Source organism: Pusillimonas sp. T2 (assembly GCF_002236805.1).
Classification (GTDB): domain Bacteria; phylum Pseudomonadota; class Gammaproteobacteria; order Burkholderiales; family Burkholderiaceae_B; genus Neopusillimonas.
The window spans coordinates 162,569-182,627 of the sequence record NZ_NIQA01000005.1 but is presented as its reverse complement, the minus strand read 5'-3'; the positions used below and the strand labels follow the sequence as shown (position 1 = coordinate 182,627).

The following is a 20,059-nucleotide window of genomic DNA, read 5'->3' as shown; positions in this document are numbered from 1 at the left end:
TTCAATGCAAGGTGCGCGGCATGGCCAGCACAAATTCGGGGATTTCAGCCTCGAACGGAATACCATTATCGCCGACGCAGTGATAAGCGCCTTTCATGGTGCCGAACGGCGTTGGCAAGGGGCACCCGCTGGTGTATTCGAAGGTTTCGCCTGGTGCCAGCAACGGTTGCTGGCCCACGACACCCAGCCCCCTGACCTCTTGCACGTTTTGCCGGCCATCGGTAATTACCCAATGACGGCTGATGACTTGTGCGGCGTGTTCGCCATTATTGGTGATGCGTACGGTGTAGGCAAACACAAAATGCTGTTTGTCCGGGTCAGACTGTTCTGGGAGGTACTGCGGAGTTACGGTAATGCTCAGGTCGTAAGGCTTCATAAAGATTCCAATGGCACTCACCTGCAATAATGTCATGTATCAACCGGAAGATGTCCGGCTTACCCACAGGTTTACTGATTATGTCTACATCTAACACCCGAATTGCACCCAGCCTGTTGTCGGCTGACTTTGCCCGCCTGGGCGAAGAAGTGCGCAACGTTATCGACGCTGGCGCCGACTGGATTCACTTTGACGTCATGGACAACCATTATGTTCCCAATCTGACGATCGGGCCGATGGTTTGCGAGGCGATCCGCCCCCACACCAAGGCACCCATTGACGTTCATCTGATGGTAGAACCAGTGGACGACATTATCCCGCAATTTGCAAAAGCAGGCGCCGACGTTATTACGTTTCACCCGGAAGCTTCGCGGCACCCTGACCGCACCCTGTCGCTGATCCGCGACCATGGGTGCAAGGCAGGCCTAGTCTTTAACCCGGCTACCCCCCTGCAATGGATGGACTACGTCATGGACAAGCTGGACATTGTTCTATTGATGTCGGTAAACCCGGGCTTTGGCGGGCAAAGCTTCATACCGAATACGCTGACCAAACTTAAACAGGCCCGCGAAAAAATTGATGCCTGGCAAAGTAATGGCGGCCAAGCCATTTTGCTGGAGGTTGACGGCGGCGTAAAGGTCAACAATATCGCCGAAATTCGCGCAGCCGGCGCCGATACATTCGTCGCCGGCTCGGCCATATTTGGTCAGCCCGACTACCGTCAAGTCATTGAAAACATGCGGCGCGAAATCGCACGGGGCGAACAGCAGGCATCATGACATACGCAGCTGTACTTCTCGATCTGGACGGCACGCTGGTCAACTCCATTCCAGATCTGGCTGATGCCACCAACGCCATGCGCACCGAAATGGGCTTATCGCCCCTACCGCTCGACGTTATTGCGACCTATGTCGGCAAAGGGGCCGAAAACCTGGTCCGACGCGCGCTGTCATCAGGCTTCGACGACGACCTGCCAGAAGAAACCGTCACCCAGGGCCTGACGTTATTCAAACGACACTATCACATCGTTAACGGCACCAAGTCGGCGGTGTACGAAGGGGTTGTCGAGGGGTTGGTACATTTGCGCGATGCCGGCGTCCCCATGGCGGTTGTCACAAACAAGCCCGCAGAGTTTACCCACCCGCTTTTGCTGGCCTGTGGGTTAAGCCGCTTTTTTGAGCACGTCGTTTGCGGCGACACCTGCACCGAAAAAAAACCGCACCCCATGCCGCTTTTACACGCTTGCTCATTGCTTGACGTAGCGCCGGAAACCGCTATCTTGATCGGAGACTCGGCCAACGACGCGCTGGCTGCGCAAGCTGCCGGCATATCGGTATTTGCCGTCCCCTACGGGTACAACGAGGGGCAAGACGTGCAAAACCTGAAAGTCGATGGTATAGTTGCCTCGATTGACGTCGCAGCAGCTCGCATCACGGGTAGCGCGGCACCTGTCTTTACCGAATAATTTCAGCAAAAATTCATGACGTTTACCGCTATCCGCATCACAACACCCGGCGCCTATTGGCGCTGGTGGCGTTCGTGTTCCGGGTAACGGTCAATCGTCTCCTGGTGCAAAAACCAGCTGTTTTTGTACCACCAGCCAACTGAATCCAGCCCGGAACGCTCTGCGTAGCCGGGCTTTTTCGTTAAGGGTCCCGGCGCGTGCAAACCTAACCACCGAGACCTTTTATGACCGAAATCGAATTCAATGCACTGGCCGCCCAAGGCTTTAATCGTATTCCGCTTATCGCGGAAACCTACGCCGACCTGGACACCCCGTTAAGCATTTACCTGAAACTGGCATACAACTCTCCCGATGGCGGGCGCAACAGCTGCCTGCTCGAGTCGGTCGTGGGCGGGGAACGCTTTGGACGCTACTCCTTCATTGGCCTGCCAGCAAAAACCGTCATCCGCGCCAGCGGAAACACCACCGAAGTGCTGCACCAGGGCAAGGTGGTCGAAATCCACGAAGGCGACCCGCTGGCCTTCATCGAGCAATACCAGGCCCGCTTCAAGGTAGCGTTACGCCCGGGTATGCCGCGCTTCGCGGGCGGTTTAGCCGGCTACTTCGGATACGACACCGTTCGCAATATCGAATCGAAGCTGGGCCCGGCCGTCAAACCCTTCCCCGCCGGGCAAGGCAAAGGCACGCCCGACCTCATGCTGCTGCACATTGACGAATTAGTCATTGTGGATAACCTGGCAGGTAAAACGTACCTGCTGGTATACGCAGACACCCGTCAGCCCGAAAGCTATGTACAAGCCAAACGCCGCCTCAAAACATTGCGCGAGAAGCTGCGTACGCCTGTCACGATTCCGTATGCCTACGCTAGCCTGCAAACCGACTGCCACCGCAGCTTTGCCAAAGAAGACTACTTGCAAGCCGTGCTTCGCGCCAAAGAGTACATTGCGTCAGGCGATGTCATGCAAGTACAAGTCGGCCAGGTCATCGCCAAGCCGTTTCGTGACTCTCCCCTGTCGCTCTACCGCGCCTTGCGTTCACTCAACCCGTCGCCTTACATGTACTACTGGGATTTCGACAGCTTCCATGTCGTGGGCTCATCGCCCGAAATTCTGGTGCGACAGGAAAGCGTGACCGAAGACGATAAAACGCGCTCGGTCGTCACTATTCGTCCGCTGGCAGGCACACGCCGTCGCGGCGCGACCCCGCAAGAAGACCAACAACTGGCCGAAGAGCTCCAAGCTGACCCGAAAGAGCGGGCAGAGCACGTGATGCTGATTGACCTAGCGCGCAACGACGTCGGCCGTATTGCGGAAACAGGCAGTGTCAAAGTGACCGAAACCATGACCATCGAACGCTATTCGCATGTTCAGCACCTGGTGTCAAACGTAAGTGGCACGCTGAAGCCGGGACAAAGCAATATGGACGTTTTGCGCGCGACTTTCCCGGCCGGCACCCTGACCGGCGCGCCCAAGGTACGGGCGATGGAAATCATTGACGAATTGGAGCCGGTGCGCCGTGGTGTGTACGGCGGTGCCGCTGGCTACCTGAGCTACAGCGGCGAAATGGATGTCGCCATCGCCATTCGTACTGGCGTCATCAAGGACGGCATGCTTTATGTGCAAGCCGCCGCCGGCATTGTGGCGGATTCCGACCCGGAAAAAGAATGGCAGGAAACGGAAGCCAAGGCGCGAGCCGTCATTCGCGCCGCAGAAAAAGTCCAGTTTGGTCTGGACGAACCCGTCTGAACGCCACCGGAGATAGCCATGCTGCTGATGATCGATAACTACGATTCGTTTACCTACAACCTTGTGCACTATTTTGGCGAGTTGGGCGAAGACGTGATGGTGCTACGCAACGACCAAACGACGCTGGAAGAGATTGACGCGCTCAACCCCGACCTGATCTGCATTTCCCCCGGGCCGTGCTCGCCTGCAGAGGCAGGCATTTCGGTTCCGCTAATACAGCACTTTGCGGGACGCAAGCCGATTTTGGGCGTCTGCCTGGGACACCAGGCCATCGGCGCGGCCTTTGGCGCAAACATTGTGCGCGCCAAAACGCTAATGCATGGCAAGACATCGGCCATTACGCACGACAACGCCGGCGTTTTCGCCGGCTTGCCCTCACCCTTTACGGTGACGCGCTATCACTCACTGGCCATCGAACGCAGCAGCCTGCCCGACTGCTTGGAGATATCGGCTGAAACCGACGACGGCGAGATTATGGGCGTGCGTCACAAAACCTTACCCATTGAGGGCGTACAGTTTCATCCCGAATCTATTTTGAGCGAGCACGGGCATGACCTGCTTCGCCGATTTCTTACAATGTAAATAACAGGATCACCGAACATGAAAAACATTTCAATCCAGGAAGCGCTGACCCGCTGCATTGAGCATCGCGAAATTTTCCACGACGAAATGCTGCACCTGATGCGCATGCTGATGCGTGGCGAGATGTCGCCGCAAATCGCGGCGGCGCTCATCATGGGCTTGCGCGTCAAAAAAGAAACCATTGGCGAAATCACCGCTGCGGCGCAAGTCATGCGCGAGTTCGCACTTAAAGTAGAAACACCCAATCCCGACGACCTCCTGGACATGGCAGGCACGGGCGGCGATGGCAGCAATACATTCAATATCTCTACCGCCGCCATGTTTGTAGCAGCAGCAGCTGGGGTCAAGATTGCCAAACATGGGGGCCGAAGTGCGTCGTCGTCATCAGGCAGCGCCGACGTTGTTGAGGCCCTGGGCGTCAATATCGCCTTAAGCCCCGAGCAAATTTCAGAGTGCATTGCCGAGACCGGCATTGGCTTTATGTTTGCGCCTGCACACCATGGCGCCATGAAAAATGTAGCGCCCATTCGTAAAGAGCTGGGTGTCAAAACCATTTTCAATATTCTGGGGCCGCTGACAAACCCGGCCGGCGCCGGCAACCAGCTCATGGGTGTGTTTCACCAAGATTTGGTCGGTATTCAGGTGCGCGTACTGCAGCGCCTTGGGTCAAAGCACGTTCTGGTTATCCATGGCAAAGACGGCATGGACGAAGCCTCTTTGGGCGCCCCCACCCTGATCGGCGAACTGAAAGACGGCGAAATCAACGAGTACGAAATTCACCCCGAAGACTTTGGTATTACCATGACGTCCAATCGCTCGATCAAAGTCAACAGTCGGGACGAATCGGCGGCGATGATCAAAGAGGCGCTAGCTAACGTTGAAGGCGCTGCCCGTGATATCGTCGGTTTCAATGCCGGGCTGGCCATTTATGCCGGCAATGGTGCGGCCACGCTCAAAGACGCTGTAAAACAGTCTTTCGAACTCATTGCTAACGGCGCAGCCCTGGACAAACTGAATCAGTTCAGCGCATTTACACGGAAATTCCAGTCATGAGTGACATCCTTCAAAAAATAATTGATACCAAGAAAACTGAAGTCGCCACCGCCCGCCAAATGCGCAGCGAAGCTGACGTGCTGCGCGAAGCCGAAAGCCGCAAGGATGTGCGCGGCTTTTTAAGCGCCATGGAAAGCAAGATCCAGCACGGTAAGCCGGCGGTCATTGCAGAAATCAAAAAGGCATCGCCCTCGAAAGGCGTGATTCGCGAAAACTTCAACCCCGCTGAGATTGCAGCCTCCTACGCGGCACATGGCGCAGCGTGCCTGTCAGTACTGACCGACGTGCAGTTTTTCCAGGGGTCCTATGATTACTTGCGCCAGGCGCGCGCGGCGTGCTCGTTGCCCGTGCTTCGCAAAGACTTCATGATCGACCCTTATCAAATTGCACATGCACGGGCCATTGGCGCCGACTGTATTTTGCTGATTGTTGCTGCGCTAAGTCCCTCACAGCTGCACGAAATGGAAGCACTCGCCATGTCGTTGGGTATGGATGTTCTGGTCGAAGTGCATGATCAGGAAGAACTTGAAATCGCCCTGAAAATGAAAACGCGGCTTCTGGGTATCAATAACCGCAACCTGCGCACCTTCGAGGTATCTCTGCAGAACACCATCGACATGCTGCCGCTTATTCCTGCAGAAAAGCTGGTGGTGACTGAAAGCGCCATTTTGTCGCGCGAAGATGTCGACCTGATGCGTTCTCATCACGTCAACGCCTTTCTAGTCGGCGAGCGTTTCATGCGCGCCGAAGACCCCGGCCTGGCATTGAAAGAGCTGTTTTTCTAATGAGCGCCACACCTTCCTGCCCCCTGTGCACACGCAACCCGCTGGTCGAAATCTGGAGCGACGACCAGCTTCGGGTCATTGACGCACAAGACCCCGACTTCCCGGGCTTTACGCGGGTGGTCTGGCATGCCCATGTCAGCGAAATGACCGACCTGACCCACGCCGAACGCGAACACCTGATGTCGGTGGTGTGGGTCGTAGAAAGCGTACTGCGCAACGAGCTCAGCCCGGTGAAAGTAAACGTGGCCCAACTGGGCAATCAGGTACCTCACATCCACTGGCACGTCATCCCGCGCTGGCGGCTCGACAGCCGTTTTCCCGATGCCGTCTGGGCGCCGGCCCGCGAACGCACTCCCGAGCAAAACCTGGCCTGGGAGGTGTTTCAGGAACAGCAATTGAGTCTGATGGCTGACTACCACCACGCTTTGCGCAACGCGCTCGAGCAATTACCGGGGTATCGGGCAGCGACATGACGCCTGCGAACCCGACAGACAACAGGTATGCCGGACCGCTGTCACCGCACATTGCTGGGCTGCCGGCGGCCTGGCGCGACATTTTGGCGCACACCGACGTTGCCGCCGCATTAGCAGGCCTCGACGCCTTTTTAAACAAACGCCTGGCGGCCAACGCGGTGATATTTCCGGCACACCCCTTCCGGGCGTTGCAAGGGCTTGCTCCCGACGATGTACATGTGGTTATTTTGGGGCAAGACCCATACCACGGCCCCGGGCAGGCACATGGTCTAGCATTTAGCGTACCGGAACAATGCCCCTGCCCACCCAGTTTGCGCAATATTTTTACCGAGCTCAAGCTGGAGTTCCCCGACCGTCTAACCCTACAGTCTCACGACCTGAGTCGCTGGGCGCAACAAGGCGTACTGTTGCTGAATACCGTCTTGACGGTAGAGTCGGGCAAACCAGCATCGCATGCCCGGCACGGCTGGGAAGCCGTTACCGATGCGCTAATCCGCCGCGTGGCGCAAGGCACGCAGCCCAAGGTGTTTATGCTGTGGGGCAACCATGCCCAGCAAAAACGCGGGCTGATCCCCGACAATGCGTTCAACCTAGTGCTTTGCGCCAACCACCCGTCACCGCTGTCGGCTCGCCGACCTCCGGTGCCCTTTATCGGGTGCGGGCATTTTGCCCAAGCCAACGCATGGCTGACCGAGCAAGGCCAGCGAGCCATCAACTGGTAAGCTGTACTGGCATTACGACACCCCCGGCGACTGTACGCCAGCCCTGCGGTACGCACGCAACATGACGAGCACGTTACAAATTAGTACTTTCCCTAATATTGTTGTGCGGGCTATACTCCGAGCACTGCAATAAAACGCGTCGACATTTTTATACAACCCGAGGGTTGTGTGCCAGCAGTTGACTGATTCGTCAGCACCCATGTCGGACGCCATCGCCCCCTGACCCCCAAGCCTTTTCCGTTGCGGTTTGCGCTAGCAAACCTGCTGCACTCCAGGTTGATTGGTCGGCACGATGCTTTCAATCAACCGGCCAATGGGTCATTTTGAACCCAGGCCAGTGTATGCCGTAAACAACGGCAAAGGAATACGCATGTCTTTTGAGAACCTGGGTCTCGTCCCTACCCTATTGTCTGCCGTCAGCAAAGCTGGCTTTACTACGCCTACGTCGGTGCAAGCTGCGGCTGTGCCTAAAGCCCTTGAGGGCCACGACCTGATGGTGTCGGCGCAAACCGGCAGCGGTAAAACCGCCGCTTTCATGTTGCCCGCCCTGAACCGCATTGCACAAATGCCCGCCAACGCCGGCACAGGTGTTCAGGTACTGGTCTTGACCCCTACCCGCGAACTGGCCATGCAAGTAGCCGAGGCCACCAAAATTTACGGCGCGCACATTAAAGACCTTCGCACAGCTGTCGTTGTGGGCGGCATGCCTTACGGCGCCCAACTTAAAGCCTTGTCGCGTCGCGTCGATGTTCTGGTCGCAACGCCAGGCCGCCTGATCGATCACCTTCAGGCACGCCGCGTCAACTTGTCGACCGTACACACATTGGTGCTCGACGAAGCCGACCGTATGCTGGACATGGGCTTTATCGAAGATATTGAAACCATTGTGGCCAGCACACCGGCCGATCGCCAAACGCTGTTGTTTTCGGCAACGCTGGACGGCTCGATTGCCCGCCTGGCCGGCAAAATGATGCGTGAACCGCTTCGTATCGAAGTGTCGGGCCACAAAGAAAAACACAGCAACATTACGCAAAGCCTGCTTTATGCAGACGACAACAACCACAAACTGCGCCTGCTCGACCACCTGCTGCGCGACGCCAACCTTGACCAAGCCATTGTATTTACGGCAACAAAACGCGGCGCCGATGACTTGGCCATCCGTCTGTCTGACCAGGGCTTCCAGGCCGGTGCATTGCATGGCGACATGAACCAGCGCCAGCGTACACGTACGTTGGGCCTGCTGCAAAAACGTAAACTGCGTATCCNTGGGCCTGCTGCAAAAACGTAAACTGCGTATCCTGGTCGCCACCGACGTCGCTGCCCGCGGTATCGACGTTCAGGGTATCAGCCACGCGATCAACTACGACCTGCCCATGCAGCCCGAAGATTACACGCACCGCATTGGTCGTACAGGTCGTGCCGGCAACAATGGTTTGGCCTTCACGCTGGCTACCCATGCCGAACGCCACAAGATCCGTCGTATCGAGCACTTTATTGGCCAGCCTATTCCTTCAGATGTCATTGAAGGTCTGGAACCCAAGAAAACCGTGCGTCCCACTTACACCGATCGGACACCCGGCGGCAAAAAGCCTTACGGCGCTCGCGGCGGTTTTGGCGGCGGTAAGCCCAGCTACGGCAAACCCGAAGGTCGCTACGGCGACAAGCCTTCATATGGTAAGCCTGAAGGCCGCTTTGGCGACAAGCCTTCGTTCGGCAAACCCGAAGGTCGTTTCGGCGACAAACCTTCATATAGCAAACCCGAAGGTCGCTTTGGCGACAAGCCTTCGTATAGNTTCATATGGTAAGCCTGAAGGCCGCTTTGGCGACAAGCCTTCGTTCGGCAAACCCGAAGGTCGTTTCGGCGACAAACCTTCATATAGCAAACCCGAAGGTCGCTTTGGCGACAAGCCTTCGTATAGCAAACCTGAAGGTCGTTTCGGCGACAAGCCTTCGTATGGCAAGCCTGAAGGCCGTTTCGGCGACAAGCCTTCGTATAACAAACCTGAAGGTCGTTTCGGCGACAAGCCTTCGTTCGGGAAATCTGAAGGTCGTACTTCGTACAGCAAACCCGAAGGCCGCTTTGGCGACAAACCTGCGTTCGAAGGCCGTGCCCCGGCATATCGCGACCAGGACGCCGGCGCCCACCGTGGCCACTTTGGCGGCTCGAAGCGCCACGACGGCCCTGCTGCTGCAGCAACCGATCGCCCTGCTCGCCCCCGCCCCAGCTTCAAAAAGCCTGCGGGAGCCAAGACAGGCGCAACCAGCCGCCCTTCGCGCTTCGCATAACACAAGCAAACGTGGGGCTACGCCCCACGTAGTTTGAAAAGACGCCCTGCAACCCTGGTCTTCCAGGATTACAGGGCGTTTTTTATTGCGGCACAGGACATCTCGCCCTGACGGTTTCTTGCAAGAGCTGCGCCAGCAAAGCAGTGGCGGGGCCGATGCGATCGGGGTTCCCGTAAATAAGAAACAGCGCCCCAAAACGCCGCTGATACGGCCCCAAAGCAAGTGGCACCAGTACGCCAGCATCAAGATCGGGCTGCACAATATGCGTGGGTAACCAGGCAAAAGCCAGCCCACCCACCACCATGGCCCGCGAGGCAGGAAAGCCACTTACGGTCCACCTGTGCGACGATCCCAGCCAGCCTTCGTTTCGCGGTTGCTTCATGCCTGAATCGCGCACCACCACATGCAAATGGCTTTTCAGGTCGTGCTCGGTCAGCATCCGCCCCAACTGATGCAAGGGGTGATCAAAGCGGGCCACAGCAACAAACTCGATGTCGCAAAGCTTCTGCCCCAGCCGACCAACAGGCACATGCGCCGAGATCGCGATATCGGCCTGCTGTTCCAGTACGGCGTCTTCGGCACCCGACAAAACGACTTCGGTGAGCTGAACGCGAGTCGCCGGCGCACGGCCATTGAACTGGTGCATGGTTTCGACCAATGCTTGCGTGGGAAATGCCGCATCCACCACCAGCTTGAGCGTGGTCTCCCATCCTTCACCGATGCGCTGCGCAAGGGTTTCGATGCCGTTGGCTTCTGACAGCAAGCTTTGCGCGTATTCGAGCAATACCCTGCCTGCCTCGGTGAGTTCGGCCTTACGCCCCTGAACTTCAAGCAGCACAACACCCAGCTGTTCTTGCAACTTCCCCACCAGATAACTGATGGATGACTGACTGCGATGAAGCCGTTCGGCCGCCTGAGCATAGCCGCCATATTCGACCACCGCCTGAAAGGCCCGCCATTGCTCTAACGTTGTTTTCATCCACCTACCTTTACATCTAAAAATTCGATTATTTTAATCGTAATTTAGCGATTTTTTATCTATTCATTTGACCATAAAATAGCCATAACGTCACTCAACGAAACAAGCCCGGAGGCCCAAATGATCGAGATTCGCAAAGCTGAAGACCGCGGCCACGCCAACCACGGCTGGCTCAACAGCCACCATACATTTTCGTTTGCCAACTACTACGACCCCGATCAAATGGGCTGGAGTGCACTGCGTGTCATCAACGACGATACTGTCGCACCCGCTCAGGGTTTTGGCGCGCACGGCCATCGCAACATGGAAATTTTTTCGTACGTGCTTGAAGGCGCTTTGGCTCACAAAGACTCTTTGGGATCGGGCTCGATTTTACGTCCTGGCGACGTTCAGCTGATGAGCGCTGGCACGGGTATCCGGCATAGCGAATTCAATGGCTCGCAAGAGGCGCCCACTCATTTTCTGCAAATCTGGATCACGCCTAATGAAACAGAAACCGCGCCAGGCTACCAGGAACGCTTTTTTACAGAAGATGAAAAGCGTGGACAGCTTCGTTTGTTGGTCTCGCCAGAGGGTGAAGACGGCGCTTTGAAAATACGTCAGGACGCACGCATTTATGCGGCCTTGCTTGACGACAACGACGCCATAACGAAGCCCATCGACCCAGCGCGACACGGTTACGTGCATGTCGCCAAAGGTAAGGTCACGCTAAACGGCCATGCCTTGAAAGCCGGCGACGGCGCCCGGATTTTGGGCGAATCGACGCTAACCCTGGATAACGGGGGCGGGGCCGAAGTCCTGGTCTTTGACCTTCCTTGAACACCAAACCGCAAGGCCTGGCCTTGCTACCGCAACAACATCAACCCCAGTTTCTTTATAAGGAAATTTCACATGTCTAAAGTATTGGTGCTGTACTACTCGGCCTATGGCCATATTGAAACCCTGGCAAACGCCGTTGCCGAAGGCGCACGCACGGTTGCCGGCACTCAGGTCGACGTCAAACGCGTACCCGAGCTGGTACCCGAAGACGTAGCGCGCAACAACCACTTTAAAGTGGACCAGGCCGCGCCCGTAGCCTCGCCGGCCGAACTAGCGGACTATGACGCCATTATTTTCGGCACGCCGACCCGTTTCGGCATGATGTCCTCGCAGATGAAAAACTTCCTGGATCAGACCGGTGGCCTGTGGGCACAAGGCAAGCTGATCGGAAAAGTTGGCAGCGTGTTCACATCGACCGCCACTCAACATGGCGGCCAAGAAGCCACACTGCTGTCCTTCCATACCGTACTTTTGCATCACGGCATGGCAGTAGTTGGCCTGCCCTACTCATTCCAAGGTCAAACTCTCAATGACCAGGTCAACGGCGGCACACCCTATGGGGCGTCTACCATTGCCAACGGCGACGGCAGCCGCCAACCCAGCGCCGTTGAGCTTGAAGGCGCCCGCTTCCAGGGCCGTCATGTGGCAGAAATCGCCTTGGCGCAAAAGCTGGGGCGTGAAGCCATGCAAAGCGCCGCAGAACTGGCCTGATCGACCGCCCGATTTAGCACGCACTTTTTACGCGTAAAATCGGGCGCTATGAAGCAACTGGCCACTAAACCCGTTTTCCTGTCGCTGCTGCTGGCAATCATTCTTTGGTTCATCTTCGACAACTTTGTTGTCGCGGCGGCAGTCGGCCTGCTTGCGGGTTTTATGGTCTCTATGCTGTATTCCCTGCACTTGTTAAAGCAACAAGCGCAGCCCCCGAGCACTACCGCACCCGCTACGGCAGCTGCAGCACGCTCACCATCGCCGTCAACACGGACACCAACATCCAAATCCCCCATGTCGTCTTCGCTTCCCGAACCAGACCCCGCCGCCGCGCAGCACAGCGCCGCCCTGCACCGGCTTCTCGAAGCGCAAATCAAAGCGGCATCTAATGGGTTTTTGCCATTCGATCAGTGGATGCAATCGGCGCTCTACGCGCCCGGGCTGGGCTATTACGTCGCCGGTACAGAAAAATTTGGCAGCAACCTGCCAGTGGGCGACTTCACTACGGCGCCCGAACTCTCGCCGTTTTTCGGCCAGACCCTGGCGCGGCAAATCGCCCAGGTGTTGCAGCAAACAAAAACAAACCAAGTGCTCGAATTCGGCGCAGGCTCTGGTGCACTGGCTGCGTCACTTATTCCGGCCTTGCAACAGTTGGGCATACAACCCTCGTACACCATTATCGAGGTCTCGGCCGACCTGAAATCACGGCAGCAAGCGCGTCTTGCCGACACTGACGCCAACGTGGTCTGGCTCGACCAGCTTCCCGAGGCCTTCGAAGGTTGCGTTATTGCCAACGAAGTCATGGACGCTATGCCAGTCACCCTGTTCCAATGGGATGAGAGCGGGAAACTGCAGGAAATGGGCGTTACATATAACGACGACTTCGAATGGGCCGTGCGCGCGGCATCACCTCGTCTGCAAAAGCTGGTAGGCAGTCGCATGCCGGCGTTACCGGGCTACCGCTCCGAGGTCAACCTGCAGGCCGAGGCGTGGGTAGCGGGCATGGGTGATTGGCTGCACAAAGGGGCCGCACTGCTTATTGACTACGGTTTTCCTCGTCACGAGTATTACCACCCGCAACGCGCTGAAGGCACGCTGATGTGCCATTACCGGCACCAGGCACATGCCAACCCGTTTTTATACCCTGGCCTGCAAGACATCACCGCCCACGTCGACTTTACCGCCATGGCCGACGCAGCGCTGGAGGGCGGGCTCGACGTCCTGGGCTATACGTCTCAGGCGCGCTTCCTGATCAACGCCGGGCTGCCAGCGCTTATTGCCGACATCGACCCAGCCGACCCGGTGGCGCATGCCCGCCAAATAGGGCCTGTACAAAAACTGTTGTCAGAAGCCGAGATGGGCGAATTATTCAAGGTGCTGGCAATTGGTAAAGACATCGACGGCCCGCTGCTTGGCTTTATGCAAGGCGACCGCCGCGACCGGCTCTGACTGACTGGCATTACCACCACATCGAAGTCGTCATCACTGGCTAAGACACCAGACCTTCAAGGGCCGCCAAACGCGCTTCCCGCACCGCGGCTTTAATTTGCGCAGGCCGGCCCGCGCAAGATCGTGCCACTGCACCGGCATCAACGTCGTGCACCTTAGCCAGGCACGTCAACCATTGAGCCATTGACATCGTCGACTGCTCCTCTTGGCAGGTACACGCCGCCGCCTGCAGCAACGCTTGAAAGCGATCGGGTTTGCGCAAGCCGTCGGCCTGCTCGATAAGGGTCAAAACGCTTTCAGGCGACGCCTTGCCAGCCTTTGCTGGCATACCCGCCTCGCCAAGGGCAGTACCGCACTGCCACGCAACGATACACGGCAACAAGCGGCTGTAATCCACCACCTCGACGGGTGCACGCAAGTGTCGGGCCAGCGTCTCGGGCGAAGGGCTATGAAGCACGGCAAGTGCAAATCGCCCCGCCAAGGACAACCGACTCGCAGAAGCACACTCAAGCCTTTCGGCTAGTCGCACATCGAAGACAAAACCTGGCATGACGCGCTGCAACGCACCGGTGTTACGCAGCACCTCGAACATTCGTTCCGGGTGCGCGCTCATCAGCCCCTTCGCCATCTCACGCCATACCCGCTCTGGAACAAGAGCGTCGACCTCCCCCTCGGCCACCAGACGCTGCGCCAGGGCGAGGGTTTCGGGCGCTATGGAAAAGTCGGCGAAACGCGCCGCAAAACGCGCCAGCCGCAACAACCGGACGGGGTCTTCGACAAACGCGTCGCCGACATGGCGCAGGACGCGAGCCTGGATATCGGCCAGACCATTGAGCGGATCGACCAATTGGCCTTGTGGCGTTTGGGCAATCGCGTTAACGGTGAGATCGCGCCGACGCAGATCGTCGGCCAAAGAGACATCGGCGCCGGTATAAAACGTGAACCCCTGATACCCCCGCCCCGACTTTCGTTCAGTACGCGCAAGCGCATACTCTTCTTTGGTAACCGGGTGCAAGAAGACAGGGAAGTCGCCACCGACCGGCACAAACCCGCGCGCCGACATGGCTTCGGGAGTCGCGCCGACAACCACCCAGTCGCGGTCTCCGGCCGGCAACCCCAACAAAGCGTCGCGTACAGCGCCCCCGACAATGTATACCTGCAACCCGTTGGTAACCGGATCGGGCTCAGCGACCGGCAGCGGTAAAAACCTGGTCATTACGGCAGGCCTGTACCCCGGCGCGGCTTCGGGCTAATGGTACCTAAGCGCGCCTTGAGCGATTGCGACTTCCCGCTAAAGAGCATGTCGTAGTACACGGCATTGGACAACACGTTTTTGACATAGAGCCGCGTCTCGGTGAACGGGATAGTCTCGGCAAATATCGCCCCTTCGACCGGCCCACGCAACTTGGCGCGCCACTGAATGGAACGACCCGGCCCCGCGTTATACCCTGCAGTTGCGAGCACCTGGGAACCGCCCAGATCTTCGAGCACCATGCGCAAGTATTGCGTGCCCAGAATCGTATTCACTTCGAAATCATTGACCGACGACGGCTTAAAGTCGGTCATGCCGATTTTTTTAGCCACCCAGCGCGCTGTTGCCGGCATCAGCTGCATCAGACCCGACGCGCCCACCCGCGACCGGGCATCGGTGATAAACCGGGACTCTTGACGGATAAGACCATAGACCCAGGCAGGATCAAGATTGATTTCGCGCGCTTTCTGGCTGACGCGCCCCTCGAATGGCGCGACAAAGCGTTGCGAAAAGTCGGCCAGTTCAGTGGTTTGCAGCGACGTATTGACGACCCGGTCAAAGATCTGCTCTTCGCGTGCCAGTTCGGCCGCGGCCAGCAACTGGCGATCGGTCATGCCCCGAAGGGTGAAATTCCATTCGGGCACAGCCTCGGCCCGCCACCCCAGATCGAAAAGTTTGATGGCCCTTTGCAACCCAGGGTTTGCCTGTGCCTGAGCGAGTTCGTCGGGCGTTACCGGAGCCGGCTTTGGCGGCATGGCTATAGGCATACCCAGCTCTTCGTGGGCCAACTGCCCATAAAACCCGTAATCGCCCAGAATAGACTGATATAACTTGGTTGCTGCCTGCTCATTTCCTACAGCTGCCAAAGAACGCGCATACCAGTACACCCATACCGGCTCGGCCTGCTGGCGCGCTGTCATTTTGCGAATCGCGTTACCCACCTGCTTCCAGTCGATAGGCACCTGCCGAAGCTCGGAGCGCACTTCCCAGGCATGGTTGTAATCGCTTTTAGGAATATTGCCCGACTGTCGATACCAAGTGACGGCTTCGGGCTCGACATTGAGCGCCGACACCAACCCAAACTGCCCCCACACCCATTGCATATCGGCCTTCGAGATGACATTGGCCCAACGCTGCTGGATATAAGCCGTTTCGGCATCGCGATCGCCGCGCGCCAGGCGCGACAAAGCCAAGGTCACCAGCTCGAAGTCTTCACGCGTGCGCGGCGTTGACTGTGTAGACAGCCACTGCTTGGGATTTTTCATGAGCGCGGCATATGACTTCATTTGCACCGCATTAAACATCAGTGCAGCCAACCGTTGCGCATCGCCCGTTTTATTGGTTTCAAGCGTATCGCGCAGCATAGGCTGCAAGTGCTTCCAGATGACCACGTTGCTATCAACAAGTTGATCGAGCATCATCCAGCACGTGCTGACCGGCCGGAAGGTATCGACGGCCACTTGCGCGTTAACCGGCTGACCGGTCATATGACGCGACAGCAGTACCGCGCAGTCGACCATCGCATTGCTGGCTACCACCGGCTCCAACGCCAAGGCTTGGCGATAGTCGCCGGTGCGCGCTGCGGCGACTACCCAATCGGCCCGGATGCGATCGGCCAGATAAGCATCTTTATTGGTGGCCATGAAGCGCTGAAGACGCTCGGTGGGCACAGGCGATGTCGGGTCTTGTAATTGCCGACGCAACAACCAGTACTCGGCGTAAGAACCCAATAAGGGCTCTTGACTTGCGACCGATGCCAAGGCCTCGAGACGCCCCCATTGCTTGCTTTGCATAGCGTCGCGCGCATCGATGACCGCTTGCAGCGGGGCATCGGTTTGCGTGGTAATGCGGATGACTTCGACCGGGGCTGAAGACTGAGCTTTTGCCGGGACAGACGCCACACTGGCGGCTACCACCAAGCCCGCTAGGGCGATACCGGCACGACGAAACAATTTCTGATACCGTTGGGACTGCTTGAACACCATCTTGAACAACCTTACGAAGTAACCGCCATGAGCAACAGTATAGAGAATAAGACGCCGGCCCTGCGAGACCGCCTGAAAGCGTTACGTTTAGCCCAGGACCCAAACGAGGCGCGACGTGGTGCGTTGCTGATGCGCGGACGCCTGTTTACTTGGCTGGCCACCACGCGCGACGCACTAAAAAAAGCAGGCAAACCCACACCTAAAAATATTGCTGCATTTTGGCCTATGGCTCAAGAGCCCGACCTGACGCCGCTGTTATACCAGTGGGTTGAGGAGGAAGACATCACGGTATCGTTACCCGTCGTAACCGGCCCCGAGCAACCGCTGACGTTTCGGTTATGGACTCCGGACACCGACATGCAGACCGGCGCGTTTGGCATTGCCGAGCCCACAGGCAAACCAGCGCCACCACCCGACGTTATTTTAGTACCTACCCTGGGCTTTACCCGCAAGGGCGACCGCGTGGGTTACGGCAAAGGCTACTACGACCGCACCCTGACGAATCTGAAATCACAAGGCCATACCTTTTTAGCCCTGGGCATTGCTTGGGCTTGCGGCGACATCGACCGACTGGACGATGTGGTCTACGAGCCTCATCCTCACGACTACAGGCTGGACGGCATTTTGACAGACAAAGGCTGGGCGTTAAAACTACCCGAGTAATCAGAACCGCCTAATACAAAACGCCGGTACAACCGTACCGGCGTTAGGCATAGCCTGGCAACTACGTAACCAAAACTGCTTCAACCCAGCTTCAGGTCGTTTGCAATGGCCAATGTAGATTCTGCCGTATTCAATGTGTAAAAGTGCAGGCCAGGCGCTCCGCCATCGAGCAAACGCTGACACATCTGCGTAATGACATCTTTACCGAAGGCCTTGATCGAGGCCAAGTCGCCCTGGTAGTCGGCCAGGCGTTGACGGATCCAGCGCGGAACCTCGGCCCCGCACATATCGGAGAACCGCAACAACTGAACCTGATTGGTGATGGGCATGATGCCCGGCACAATAGGAACATTAACCCCTTTGGCCTGCGCCCTGTCGACAAAGTCGAAATAAGCGTCGGCATTAAAGAAGTACTGCGTAATGGCTGCATTGGCACCCGCATTAACCTTGCTGACAAAATGATCAAGGTCAGACTGCGCACTTTTGGCCTGCGGATGCACTTCGGGATAAGCAGCTACCTCGATGTGGAACCAGTCGCCAGAGTGCTCGCGAATAAAACGAACGAGGTCGACGGCATAATGCAAATCGCCGCTATCGATGCCCATGCCCGAAGGTGGGTCGCCACGCAGGGCAACCACACGCCGTACGCCAGTGTTGCGGTAGGCATCGAGAATATCGGCCAGTACGCTTCGGGTTGAGCCCACACACGACAAATGCGGTGCGGCGTCGAACCCCAAACCCTGCATCAGACGAACGGCCTCGGCAGTGCCTTCGCGCGTTGAACCGCCGGCACCAAACGTTACGCTGACGTACGCCGGGTTTAAAGCCGACAGCCGACGCGCCGCCACCGACAGCTTTTCTTGGGCAGCGGCATCGCGCGGAGGAAAGAACTCTAGGCTTAGCGCCTTGGAAGCATTCATTGTGAAATCAACCTGGACAAGAGCCCCGAGACAATACTGTATACAAATGCACCCAACAAAGCCCACCAAAAGCCATTGACCTGGAAGCCTTTGAGAATGGAGCCGGCAAACCAGAACACCAGCGCATTAAGTACCAGCAAAAACAGCCCCAGGGTCACGATAGTGATGGGCAGTGTCAACAGAACCAACAGAGGCTTGACCAGGGTATTGAGCAAGCCTAGAACCAGCGCGGCCACGAGGGCCGATCCAAACGATGCCACCGTGATACCAGGCAGAACATACGCCACGACCAGCAGTGCCACTGCATTGAGAATCCATATCAGCAAAATTTCCATGGTCAGCCTCCGTTGAAGTTCAAGGTTTAATAACGGTAGTGATCGGGCTTGTAAGGGCCGTCGACCGAAACGTTAATGTAAGCTGCCTGATGCTCGGACAGCGTGGTGAGATTTACGCCCAGCTTTTTAAGGTGCAAACGCGCGACTTTTTCGTCGAGGTGCTTGGGCAAGACATAAACCTCGCCCTTTTTGTAGGCGTCACCCCGGGTAAACAGTTCGATTTGGGCGATGGTTTGATTGGTGAACGAAGCCGACATCACGAACGATGGGTGGCCTGTCGCGCAACCCAGGTTTACCAAGCGGCCTTGTGCCAACAAAATAATGCGCTTGCCGTCGGGGAAGATCACGTGATCGACCTGGGGCTTGATCTCTTCCCACTCGAGGTCTTCGATAGCAGCAACGTCGATTTCGTTATCGAAGTGACCGATATTGCAAACGATGGCCTGGTCTTTCATGCGCTCCATGTGATCACGGGTAATGACGTGATAATTACCGGTGGCCGTCACGAAAATGTCGGCTTTATCGGCGGCCTCTTCCATGGTGACCACTTTGTAGCCTTCCATTGAAGCCTGCAGGGCGCAGATAGGGTCGATTTCGGTAACCCAAACCTGGGCACGCAGCGCGGCCAACGCCTGGGCACAACCCTTACCGACGTCGCCAAAACCCACAACAACAGCGATTTTGCCGGCGACCATGACGTCGGTCGCGCGCTTGATGCCGTCGACCAGCGATTCGCGGCAACCATAAAGGTTGTCGAATTTGGACTTGGTGACCGAGTCATTGACGTTGATGGCGGGAAACGCCAGTTCGCCTTTTTTGGCCATTTGATATAAACGGTTCACGCCCGTCGTGGTTTCTTCGGTAACCCCTTTGATTTGTGCCAGACGCACCGAGTACCAGGTGGGGTCAGTAGCCAGACGCGCCTTGATGGCGGCGAATAGCACTCGCTCTTCTTCACTACCGGGGTTAGCCAGAACGGAAATATCTTTTTCGGCCTTGGTACCCAAATGCAGCATGAGCGTGGCGTCACCGCCGTCGTCGAGAATCATGTTGGCTTGCTGGCCATTGGGCCACTCGAACAGCTTGTGGGTGTACTGCCAGTATTCTTCGAGGGTTTCGCCCTTGACGGCGAACACAGGAATGCCTGCAGCGGCAATAGCTGCAGCGGCGTGATCTTGCGTAGAGAAAATATTGCACGATGCCCACCGCACTTCGGCACCCAGGGCGACCAGGGTTTCGATAAGCACACCCGTTTGGATGGTCATGTGCAGGCTGCCAGCGATACGGGCGCCTTTAAGCGGTTGCGCGGCAGCGTATTCTTCACGCGTAGCCATCAAGCCGGGCATTTCGGTTTCGGCAATGGCGAGCTCACGACGGCCCCAGCCAGCCAGCCCGATATCGGCAACGATGTAATCTTTGAAATTGGTGTCAGCAACAGTGTTCATGGAAGAATTCCTTA

The 20,059-nt window shown here is 57.2% G+C and carries 19 protein-coding genes and 1 pseudogene; 13 read left to right on the top strand and 7 right to left on the bottom strand.

The features are described 5' to 3' along the window. Position 1 precedes the first annotated feature (1 nt). A complete protein-coding gene (apaG, locus tag PuT2_RS10500) occupies positions 2-376 on the bottom strand; it encodes a Co2+/Mg2+ efflux protein ApaG (RefSeq protein WP_093971021.1) in 375 nt (124 codons plus the stop codon). Positions 377-456: 80 nt separating this feature from the next. On the opposite strand from apaG, the gene rpe reads away from it, so the two are divergent. The 9 genes and pseudogenes from rpe to PuT2_RS10455 form a co-directional block, all read left to right on the top strand. Continuing rightward, a complete protein-coding gene (rpe, locus tag PuT2_RS10495; protein ID WP_173862538.1) occupies positions 457-1,155 on the top strand; it encodes a ribulose-phosphate 3-epimerase in 699 nt (232 codons plus the stop codon). Then, positions 1,149-1,841 (top strand): phosphoglycolate phosphatase, encoded by a 693-nt coding sequence (locus PuT2_RS10490; protein WP_093970999.1) that lies wholly within the window; start codon positions 1,149-1,151, stop codon positions 1,839-1,841. Before rpe ends, PuT2_RS10490 begins: the two co-directional genes overlap by 7 nt. A gap of 224 nt (positions 1,842-2,065) precedes the next feature. After that, on the top strand, positions 2,066-3,586 hold the full coding sequence (gene trpE / locus PuT2_RS10485; protein ID WP_093970998.1) for an anthranilate synthase component I: 1,521 nt from the start codon (positions 2,066-2,068) through the stop codon (positions 3,584-3,586). A gap of 18 nt (positions 3,587-3,604) precedes the next feature. Next, on the top strand, positions 3,605-4,168 hold the full coding sequence (locus PuT2_RS10480; RefSeq protein WP_093970997.1) for an aminodeoxychorismate/anthranilate synthase component II: 564 nt from the start codon (positions 3,605-3,607) through the stop codon (positions 4,166-4,168). Positions 4,169-4,186: 18 nt separating this feature from the next. Then, complete coding sequence (trpD, locus tag PuT2_RS10475; protein WP_093970996.1) at positions 4,187-5,221, top strand: anthranilate phosphoribosyltransferase; 1,035 nt, start codon at positions 4,187-4,189, stop codon at positions 5,219-5,221. After that, on the top strand, positions 5,218-6,006 hold the full coding sequence (gene trpC, locus PuT2_RS10470; protein ID WP_093970995.1) for an indole-3-glycerol phosphate synthase TrpC: 789 nt from the start codon (positions 5,218-5,220) through the stop codon (positions 6,004-6,006). Before trpD ends, trpC begins: the two co-directional genes overlap by 4 nt. Next, positions 6,006-6,479: an HIT family protein gene (locus tag PuT2_RS10465; protein ID WP_093970994.1), complete on the top strand. Its 474-nt coding sequence runs from the start codon at positions 6,006-6,008 to the stop codon at positions 6,477-6,479. The genes trpC and PuT2_RS10465 overlap by 1 nt, the downstream gene beginning before the upstream one ends. Further along, on the top strand, positions 6,476-7,201 hold the full coding sequence (locus PuT2_RS10460; protein ID WP_093970993.1) for a uracil-DNA glycosylase: 726 nt from the start codon (positions 6,476-6,478) through the stop codon (positions 7,199-7,201). The genes PuT2_RS10465 and PuT2_RS10460 overlap by 4 nt, the downstream gene beginning before the upstream one ends. A gap of 370 nt (positions 7,202-7,571) precedes the next feature. Next, positions 7,572-9,421 (top strand): annotated as a pseudogene (locus PuT2_RS10455) (DEAD/DEAH box helicase); the annotation flags it as partial. Between the two features lie 148 nt (positions 9,422-9,569). On the opposite strand, the gene PuT2_RS10450 reads toward PuT2_RS10455, so the two are convergent. Continuing rightward, positions 9,570-10,466 (bottom strand): LysR family transcriptional regulator, encoded by an 897-nt coding sequence (locus PuT2_RS10450; protein ID WP_093970992.1) that lies wholly within the window; start codon positions 10,464-10,466, stop codon positions 9,570-9,572. Between the two features lie 120 nt (positions 10,467-10,586). Here PuT2_RS10450 and PuT2_RS10445 point away from each other — a divergent pair, with 120 nt between their 5' ends. The 3 genes from PuT2_RS10445 to PuT2_RS10435 all read left to right on the top strand — a co-directional run bounded on the left by PuT2_RS10445 (position 10,587) and on the right by PuT2_RS10435 (position 13,445). Then, positions 10,587-11,285, top strand: a complete 699-nt coding sequence (locus PuT2_RS10445) for a pirin family protein (RefSeq protein WP_093970991.1) — start codon at positions 10,587-10,589, stop codon at positions 11,283-11,285. 72 nt (positions 11,286-11,357) lie between these two features. Further along, positions 11,358-11,996, top strand: coding sequence for an NAD(P)H:quinone oxidoreductase (gene wrbA, locus PuT2_RS10440; protein ID WP_093970990.1), 639 nt, complete (start codon positions 11,358-11,360; stop codon positions 11,994-11,996). 171 nt (positions 11,997-12,167) lie between these two features. Continuing rightward, complete coding sequence (locus PuT2_RS10435) at positions 12,168-13,445, top strand: class I SAM-dependent methyltransferase (protein ID WP_371596735.1); 1,278 nt, start codon at positions 12,168-12,170, stop codon at positions 13,443-13,445. Positions 13,446-13,485: 40 nt separating this feature from the next. Here PuT2_RS10435 and PuT2_RS10430 read toward each other — a convergent pair whose 3' ends face one another. After that, positions 13,486-14,661, bottom strand: a complete 1,176-nt coding sequence (locus PuT2_RS10430; protein ID WP_093970989.1) for a hypothetical protein — start codon at positions 14,659-14,661, stop codon at positions 13,486-13,488. After that, on the bottom strand, positions 14,661-16,682 hold the full coding sequence (locus PuT2_RS10425; RefSeq protein ID WP_093970988.1) for a lytic transglycosylase domain-containing protein: 2,022 nt from the start codon (positions 16,680-16,682) through the stop codon (positions 14,661-14,663). Before PuT2_RS10425 ends, PuT2_RS10430 begins: the two co-directional genes overlap by 1 nt. Positions 16,683-16,709: 27 nt before the next feature. Between PuT2_RS10425 and PuT2_RS10420 the strand changes: the two genes are divergently transcribed. Beyond that, a complete protein-coding gene (locus PuT2_RS10420; RefSeq protein WP_093970987.1) occupies positions 16,710-17,345 on the top strand; it encodes a 5-formyltetrahydrofolate cyclo-ligase in 636 nt (211 codons plus the stop codon). 80 nt (positions 17,346-17,425) lie between these two features. Here PuT2_RS10420 and metF read toward each other — a convergent pair whose 3' ends face one another. The 3 genes from metF to ahcY are packed head-to-tail and all read right to left on the bottom strand — an operon-like array spanning position 17,426 to position 20,045. Then, a complete protein-coding gene (metF, locus tag PuT2_RS10415) occupies positions 17,426-18,265 on the bottom strand; it encodes a methylenetetrahydrofolate reductase [NAD(P)H] (protein ID WP_093970986.1) in 840 nt (279 codons plus the stop codon). Further along, on the bottom strand, positions 18,262-18,600 hold the full coding sequence (locus tag PuT2_RS10410; protein WP_093970985.1) for a phage holin family protein: 339 nt from the start codon (positions 18,598-18,600) through the stop codon (positions 18,262-18,264). The genes metF and PuT2_RS10410 overlap by 4 nt, the downstream gene beginning before the upstream one ends. A gap of 26 nt (positions 18,601-18,626) precedes the next feature. Then, entirely contained in the window at positions 18,627-20,045 is a 1,419-nt protein-coding gene (ahcY, locus tag PuT2_RS10405; RefSeq protein WP_093970984.1) for an adenosylhomocysteinase, read from the bottom strand. Positions 20,046-20,059 lie beyond the last annotated feature (14 nt).